Here is an 8,275-nt window from a genome sequence, read left to right on the forward strand (position 1 = left end):
GATTATGAACAACGAATTGCCATTATCAGGTATTAAAGTGCTGGAGCTGGCCGCTGTACTGGCAGGTCCCAGCGTGGGAATGTTTCTTGCTGAACTGGGAGCACAAGTCCTGAAAGTTGAAAATGTGACGACCCGAGGCGATGTCACCCGCAACTGGAAGCTTCCTAAGGAGCCTGCCGAAAGCGATATCTCAGGCTACTTTTCCTGCGTTAACTGGGGGAAATCTTCATTTGCCGCCGACCTTTGCCAGCCCGAAGGCCTCGAATTGATCTATAAACTCACCCAGCATTGCGACATCATCCTGGTGAACTATAAGCCGGGAGATGCTGAAAAACTTAAGGTAGACTATCCAACCCTGAAGAAGCATAACGAGGCCTTAATCTATTCGCACATCACGGGCTATGGCCTGGGAAACCAGCGGGCAGGCTTCGATGCAATCATCCAGGCCGAAAGTGGGTTTACCTATATGAATGGTGAGCCCGGTGGACCTCCCATCAAAATGCCCGTTGCCCTGATGGACCTCCTGGCAGCTCACCAGGTGAAGGAAGCCATTCTTCTGGCGTTGCTTCAGCGCGAACGCACAGGCAAGGGCCAGTATATTGAAGCCTCCCTGTTCAGGGCGGGCATTGCTTCCCTGGCCAACCAGGCTACCAATTGGCTCGTTGGACAAACCATCCCGCAACGGATGGGCTCCGACCATCCAAACATCGTACCTTACGGAACGATCTTCCAGACCGCAGACAACAAAGGCATCGTCATTGCCGCCGGCACGGATAAGCAATATCGCGAACTGGTTAAAGCACTGGGAAGGCCTGAACTGGCTGAAGACCCCAGGTTTGCCCGCAATCAGGACCGCGTTGTCAACAAAGGGGTGATCAACGCAATCATCCAGGAATGTATCGGTAATTACAAGCGGGAAGAGATCCTGCACATTCTCGAAAAAAAGCGTATCCCTGCAGGGGGGGTCTTCAATATGAAAGAGGTTTTCGAAGTCCCCGAATCTGAGCCTATGATCCTCAGGGGGCAATACAATTCCGGGATGGAGATTAAAGGGGTACGCTCAGTAGCTTTCAGCACCAGCGACCCCATGGCCCTGGAGCAACTTTCGCCCCCTCCCCACTATGGCGAGCACACCAGGCAAATCCTGGAAGAGTGGCTGAAACTTACCGAATCCGAAATCGATAACTTAATCAATAAAGGAGTAGTTTATGCAAGAAAAGACTAAAGGGAACCGAGTCCTCATTGATGGCTCACGCCTGATGATCGAAGCCCTGGCCCGCGCAGGGGCAGATGCCTTCATTGGGTATCCCATCACCCCTGCCAACCTGCTCTATCAGTATGGCAGCCAGCGCATGAAGCTCATGCTCCCGGCACCTGACGAGATTACCACCCTGCAATGGATGAGCGGACTCTCCGCCACCGGCAAACTGCCAGTCACGGCCACCTCTTTCCCTGGATTTGCCCTGATGGTCGAATCCATCAACATGGCTTACATGATGGAACTGCCTATGGTTATCATTCTCGTACAAAGGCTGGGCCCTGCTACCGGAACCGCGACCTGCGGAGCACAGGGCGACCTGCTCCTCCTCAGGGGCATGATTTCAGGAGGACATCCCATCCCCGTCCTGGCAACCGCCGACTTCAACGACTGCTGGGACCTCGCTGCCAAGGCTGCCGATATTGCTCAGAACCTCCGTACCCCTGTGGTGCTGCTCACCTCAAAGGAAGAAGTCATGACCCAAAAAAGTTTTGACCTCAGCACCCTCGGGGTGATCCAGCCATCGACACGAAAACTCTTCAACCTCGAGGGTGAATACAAGTCCTACAAGCCTACCGATTTTGTTCCTGATTTTCTGCCCGTCACGCAAAGCAACCATCAGGTCAGGCTCAACGCCTCAACCCATGACCTGACCGGGATTCTGCAGCACTCAAACGAAGAGTCCATGGGCAATACCCGCAAGCTTGAAGAGAAAATCGTTCAGCGGATGAAATCACATGGCTATTACACCCTCGACGAACAAAAGGATGCCAGGAAACTGATCGTGGCCTATGGAATCACCTCTTCGGCTGCCATCGATGCCACGGAAATGCTTAGAAAAAACCACGAGAAGGTTTCCCTGCTTATTCCCAAAACCATGATCCCCACCCCCGATTTCTACCTTGAACTGATGATGAAATACGAGCGGGTGGTCATCGCCGAGGAAAACATAAACCAACAGTTTGGGAGCCTGCTCTTTGGTCAGCACATTCCCGCTAACATTGCCTTTGTTGGCAGCCTGGGCAAGATGATCAGCCCCAGGGAAATTATGGAGGAGGTCACACGATGAACATTCCCTTTCTGAAAACCGATGCCTTGCCATTCTGCAAAGGCTGCGGCCACGATCTGATTGCCAAAAATACCACCAAAGCCCTCGAAAAACTGGGGTTTAACCCGCTCGATGTGATTATGGTCACCGACATTGGCTGCCACGGCATCATCGACAAATGTCTCAACACCCATACCATCCATGGTCTGCACGGCCGCTCATCAGCACTGGGGGCAGGCGTTACTTTTGGCACCGAAGAACCGGGCAAGAAGGTGATCGTCTTCATTGGCGACGGTGGTTCTACCATTGGCCTCCAGCACCTGATGGAAGCCTCACGCCTTAACCTCAACATGACCGTGGTGGTCCACGACAACTTCCTTTATGGGATGACCGGTGGGCAAACCAGTGGACTGACCCCGCATGGGTTTAATACCACTACTTCCCGCGAAGGAAACCCCTTCAGCGGTTACGATATCTGCGCCCTGGCCCATACCGCCGGTGCAAGTTATGTCAGCCGGGTCATGGGTATTGGTGACATCTCCGATAAACTGGCCGTGGCATTCTCCACCAGGGGGTTTTCACTGGTGGAAGTGCTGGAGATATGTCCCAGTTATGGCATGAAACTGAATCCAAGGCGAAAATTAAGCGAGATCGCCCAAAGCGCAGGCAAGGAAATGGGCGAATGGTTAAATAACAGGAAACCTTTCATCGCCCATCAGGGCAGAAAAACCGACAATCTGCTTGAAAAAGTCAACCCCATTGCTCCTTCATTCAAAAGCTACCTGAAGAAAACCACCTCCATGATCCTAAGTGGGTCAGCAGGCGAAGGGGTGCAGCTTGCCGCTTCAATCCTGGCGAAGGCCGCCATGCGTTCGGGCCTTTCCATCACCCAGAAAGGAAGCTATCCGGTGACCGTGGGGGTAGGGTTCTCGACGGCTGAATTGAACCTTTCTCCCGAAGAGGTCCATTTCCATGGCATCGCTGTGCCCGACATGGCGGTGATCACATCCAGCGACGGGTTGGCCCACAACAAACAGCGGATCGCTAAAATGCAGGGAGGCTACCTTTTCATCGACCAGAGCCTGGAAGTACCGCCAACGGGGGCCGAAGTCATCAGGCACGACTTCCGTGGAATGGGTGCCCGCAACGCTTCCATTTTCTCCGTATTCTTTATGGCATTGAAAACCGGGATCATCAGCACTGAGTGCCTTTTCCTGACCATCGAAGCGGAAGGCATGGGCGAAAAACTGCCCGTGGCAAAAATCAAGGAGGCATTGGTCAAATAAGATTGGCTTAGGGATCGCCGCAAACAGCGAAGTGAACCAACTGTTGACCCCTGGAGCCCGGGACAGAAGGTTTGAATTAGAATCTTCGATTAAGTCATGAGGAAAACCCCGGAGACATTCGGGGCTCTGAAAAGCAATAAAAAAGGGGATTTCTCATCCCCTTTTTTTATGGCTCAGGCTGATTCTATCTTTTTTCGAAGCACCGCCCTGAGGTGCTCCATTTCCCTTTGTTTATCCTTTAATCCATCGGTCTCATAAGCATTGACAAGGTTATTGATCATCCGCAAAATGATTTCGCAGTTACTACAGGGTTCAAAATAAGCAGGATCAGGTTCCAGATTGAGATGTTCTACAAACTTTTCCACCTCCTGCGAAGAAAACACCATCCCCCGGCTGAAAGGATTGATGTAAAACAGAACCTTGTGATCTTCCATCCGCATAGTTTCGGTGTCAAAAGCCTTCCCTGTATAGGCCAGTACAAAATGTTCGGGCAGGTTAACCCCATAGATGGGAAGGTCGAGCCCTTGTGCCACAAGCATGTATATAACACTCAGCGACAAGGGGTTACCCTTGCGACTGTGTAAAACCTGGTTGATAAAGGAATTTCCAGCAGAATGATAATTGTCGATATTACCCGTAAAACCATGGATGTCGAAAAAAACGTGGTTGAATACTTTGATCTGCTCCAGGGCTGTCAGGTTATCATTTAGCTCCAGCCAGATATCCTTGCGGATTTGATTCAATTCAAACTGAATGTCTTCCTCGTTTAACCCGGGATGTTCATACCTGGAAAGGATGGACCAGACAGAGAGCAAATCCTTGCAGCCGGGTTCAAAGGTCTGCTCCAGTTCAAGGATGATATGATCAAAGTGGATCTGGTGCATCAAGGTCTCAATCCGGCTTTGCACCAGGGGATCAAAACAATTTTCCCAGGCTTTTTGCAGGTAAGGGATGGCTTCAGGGCCAAAATCATGAATCTTTTCCGACACCTGCTTGAAAACCTCCAGGTCCGGGTCATCCACCAGGCTGACCAGGGCTTGCATTTCGCGGGTTTTGAGATTGCCTTCCATGGCCTTCAGGTTTATGAGGTGAGCCTTCCCAGCACCAGCTGAACCATCTTCTCAACCGACGCCTTGTAATCTTCACTGAATTGTTTCGTCACCCGGTTGGCAATAATGTCGCATATGGTAAGTACATGATGTCCCAGTGTTTTGCCCAGCCCAAACAGCGCAGAGGTCTCCATCTCAAAATTGGTGATCCGGTATTCGCCATATTGGAAACTCTCAATCCTTTCGTTCAGCTCGGGAAAGGCCAGGGGGATACGCAACTTCCTGCCCTGTGGGCCATAAAAGCCATTGGCAGTGGCCGTAATGCCTGCCGGCAGGTCATAAGCCAATTTCTGCAACAAGCGGTCAGATGATTTAACGATATAAGGATACGGCAGGCGTTCGTTCCAGCCGGTATGTTTCCTGAAAGCTTCGATGATCTCTGTTTCCAGGATCTTCTCATCATAGGCATAGAAATTAAGCAGTCCGTCAAATCCAAGTCCGTAAGCGGATGCCACAAATGTATCAACTTCAAGGTTGGGCTGCAGCCCGCCGGTCGTTCCCAGCCGGATGATATCCAGGGACGTATGCTCTTTCTTTACTTCCCTTTTCTCCAGGTCAAAATTAACAGCTGCATCCAGCTCATTGACCACAATGTCGATATTGTCCGTTCCGATACCGGTCGAAATAACGGTGATGCGTTTGCCGTTAAGCCAGCCCGTATGGGTCGTGAATTCGCGGTTGTCTTTCTTAACCTCGATCTTGTCAAAATGCTTGGAGATGACAGCCACACGCGATTGGTCACCCACGAGGATCACCGTGTCGGCAACGTCTTCCGGTTTGAGTTTTATATGATAAAGACTACCGTCGGGATTGATTATAAGTTCTGATTCCTGAAAATCTTTCATGGGTATATTATTTCTGGGAAATCGTGTCTTTGGACAAAAGACAAATGTATGAATAAATTGATTAAATACCTATTATTGCTAACTTCGCAGCCATAAATCCAGATACGGGAATGAATGCAGAGATCATCACCATCGGGGAAGAACTCCTGATCGGGCAGATTATCAATACCAATGCTTCGTGGATGGCCGAAAGGCTCAATGAAGCGGGTATGGTAGTGAGGCAAGTATCGGTGGTCACCGATAACGAAGCAGAGATTCACCGCATTCTTGCAGAAGCCCTCCAACGATCTGACCTGGTGCTGATGACGGGTGGGCTGGGTCCCACCCGCGATGACGTGACCAAACTGGCTTTGTGCAGGTTTTTCCAAACTGAATTGATACTCAGCGAGGAAGTCCTGGAAGATGTCAGGGCTCTTTTCGCCCGCCGCAACTATCCACTCACCAATCTCAACCGCCAACAGGCCATGGTACCTGCCTCTGCCCGGATCCTGCGCAACCCCAATGGCACAGCACCCGGACTATGGTTCGAACAAAGCGGAAAGATCTGCGTCGCCATGCCGGGCGTCCCCTATGAAATGAAAGCCATGGTCGAGGACAAGATCCTGCCCGAATTGAAGAAACGCAGGGAAGGGCAGTATATCCTCCACCGTACGGTCCTTACCCAGGGCGTTGGCGAATCCTTCCTGTCAGAGATCATTACCCGCTGGGAAGACAATTTGCCGTCCTTCATCAGGCTGGCTTACCTTCCCTCGCCCGGGATGGTCCGCCTCAGGATGAGCGCCACTGGCCCCAATGAAACAGCCCTGAAAGAAGCCCTGGATAAGGAAGAAAAAAAACTTGCGGACCTCATCCCCCAATATATCTGGGGCTATGACCGCGATACCCTTGAAGCAATCATAGGCCGTTTGCTCACCGAAAAGGGCCTGACCCTTGCGACCGCCGAGAGCTGCACCGGGGGTTTTCTGGCCCATAAGATCACCAGTGTGGCAGGCAGTAGCGCCTATTTCAGGGGAAGCATCATTGCCTATGCCAACGAAATCAAAAGACGCTTCCTTTGGGTGGATGACGAGCTCCTGGCCCGCTATGGTGCCGTAAGCCGTGAGGTCGTTGAGACGATGGCCCTGAACGGCTGCCAGGTGATGAGCAGCGACTTCTGCGTGGCCACCAGTGGCATTGCAGGCCCCACAGGCGGCACCCCCGAAAAACCCGTAGGAACGGTATGGATCGCCGTGGCCTTCCACGGCCAGGTCACCAGCAAGCTCTTGCACCTGGGCGACCAACGCGATCGCAACATTACCCGGGCCACCCTGGGCGCTTTGGCCCTGCTCAGGGAAAAGATCCTCCAGGTATAGTTCCTCCGAACAACCTGGTAAAAAGCAAAACCTGTTATTTTCTGATCTGGAAAACCTGTTCAGGATTTCCACAAAACATTGATTTTTATTTCAAAATCATAGTTTAACCGGTGTTTAACCGGTGTTTAACCAATTATAACCGGTTAAACACCGGTTAAACTACGGTTCAATTAAGAATTTCACAATAATGTATCCAGAGCGAAAAAATGCATCTGTTAATCCCGAGCATCCTTATCATGATCTGCCATCCTCAGGGTTTAGTCGGGTTTTAGTCGTTTCAAAACGACTAAAACCCGACTAAACTACGACTGAGGTCTGGGGTTGGAAGGATTTTTCCAGAAAGAGAGAAGTGCTGGGAAGGGCCCGGGGAATGAATCCCTGCAAGCCTCTCCAGGGTTTTAGAATAAAAAAAGCGGGATGACATTTCTGCCATCCCGCAACCCAAATAAATGAAGAGAATCACACTATTTGGCAATTTGTAATCTTTGGGTAGATATCCCATTGGAGGTCAGGACCTGAACGAAATAAATTCCATTTTCAAATCCAGAAACATTCATCGTGAAACGATCACTCTCTACTTCAGTCATATAGATCACTTTACCCAGCATGTCAAACATCCGGATCTCACGGATCTCCTGGTCGGAAACGATGTTCAGCATTTGGCGGGCAGGGTTCGGATAGATATTTAGCTGAGCCTGGGAAATGATATCGTTAACACTGGTAGGATCGGATGTGTAGCCAAACCAGTCGTTGATCACCATATCACCTTCTACGGTAACCATGCGGTCATCGCCACCTTGCCATTCACCACCGTCCCATCCGGCATTCAGGAAATACTTATAGGCATATTCACCAGCAGCCAGATCGACAGTTTTTGTCCATACCATTGAGTCATCCACGCGGGTCATGGTCTGGTTGTCAGGGTCGGTTCCGGGTTCTGCCCAGCCAAACAAAGAACCGGTCAGATAAACAACATCACTTTCAGGGTCAAATTCTTCAGCATAGGTCATGTCGACGTTAAAGGTCACTTCAAAAGTTTCAACGTAGACCGGCAGGGCGATCAGATCACCACCGCTGGCAAGGGCTACAAAAAGACCAAAAGCATCACCGTCGCTGTTGTTGGCAGGGTTCAGGAAGCCAGAGGCTACGACTGTAAGGGCGGCGCCTTCAAGGCCAAGGGTGGCAAGGGGTGCGCTGTAAGCCACAACGGTGGTCTCACCATCGGCGGTACGCACTTCCAAAACATAGTCGGCTGTGGGCAATTCAAGGTATCCGGCAAAGTCACCATAGGTGAAATCGCTGATGATCTGTCCGGCGCCAACGCCAGTCTCCCATACGCTTACTGTGGGCGCATCGGTCGAGCCGTGGAAAGCCAGA

General features: G+C 51.0%; 7 protein-coding genes. 4 read left to right on the forward strand and 3 right to left on the reverse strand.

The genetic code is table 11. The features are described 5' to 3' along the window. Nucleotides 1–4: 4 nt before the first annotated feature. The 3 genes from V2I46_13995 to V2I46_14005 are packed head-to-tail and all read left to right on the forward strand — an operon-like array spanning nt 5 to nt 3,592. Entirely contained in the window at nt 5–1,225 is a 1,221-nt protein-coding gene (locus tag V2I46_13995) for a CaiB/BaiF CoA-transferase family protein (protein MEE4178612.1), read from the forward strand. Beyond that, nucleotides 1,209–2,327, forward strand: coding sequence for a hypothetical protein (locus V2I46_14000; protein ID MEE4178613.1), 1,119 nt, complete (start codon nt 1,209–1,211; stop codon nt 2,325–2,327). The genes V2I46_13995 and V2I46_14000 overlap by 17 nt, the downstream gene beginning before the upstream one ends. Next, nucleotides 2,324–3,592 (forward strand): thiamine pyrophosphate-dependent enzyme, encoded by a 1,269-nt coding sequence (locus V2I46_14005; GenBank protein MEE4178614.1) that lies wholly within the window; start codon nt 2,324–2,326, stop codon nt 3,590–3,592. The genes V2I46_14000 and V2I46_14005 overlap by 4 nt, the downstream gene beginning before the upstream one ends. 173 nt (nt 3,593–3,765) lie before the next feature. Here V2I46_14005 and V2I46_14010 read toward each other — a convergent pair whose 3' ends face one another. Then, nucleotides 3,766–4,662 (reverse strand): transglutaminase-like domain-containing protein, encoded by an 897-nt coding sequence (locus V2I46_14010; GenBank protein MEE4178615.1) that lies wholly within the window; start codon nt 4,660–4,662, stop codon nt 3,766–3,768. Nucleotides 4,663–4,673: 11 nt separating this feature from the next. Then, nucleotides 4,674–5,546 carry a nucleoside phosphorylase gene (locus V2I46_14015; protein MEE4178616.1) on the reverse strand — a complete coding sequence of 291 codons (873 nt, stop codon included), beginning with the start codon at nt 5,544–5,546 and terminating at the stop codon, nt 4,674–4,676. Between the two features lie 110 nt (nt 5,547–5,656). Between V2I46_14015 and V2I46_14020 the strand changes: the two genes are divergently transcribed. Continuing rightward, nucleotides 5,657–6,898 (forward strand): competence/damage-inducible protein A, encoded by a 1,242-nt coding sequence (locus V2I46_14020; GenBank protein ID MEE4178617.1) that lies wholly within the window; start codon nt 5,657–5,659, stop codon nt 6,896–6,898. A 464-nt stretch (nt 6,899–7,362) separates the two neighbouring features. On the opposite strand, the gene V2I46_14025 is transcribed toward V2I46_14020, so the two are convergent. Beyond that, nucleotides 7,363–8,275 (reverse strand): T9SS type A sorting domain-containing protein (locus V2I46_14025; GenBank protein MEE4178618.1); only part of this gene is annotated, 913 nt, incomplete at its 5' end.

It is taken from the genome of Bacteroides sp., from assembly GCA_036351255.1.
Lineage (GTDB): Bacteria > Bacteroidota > Bacteroidia > Bacteroidales > UBA7960 > UBA7960.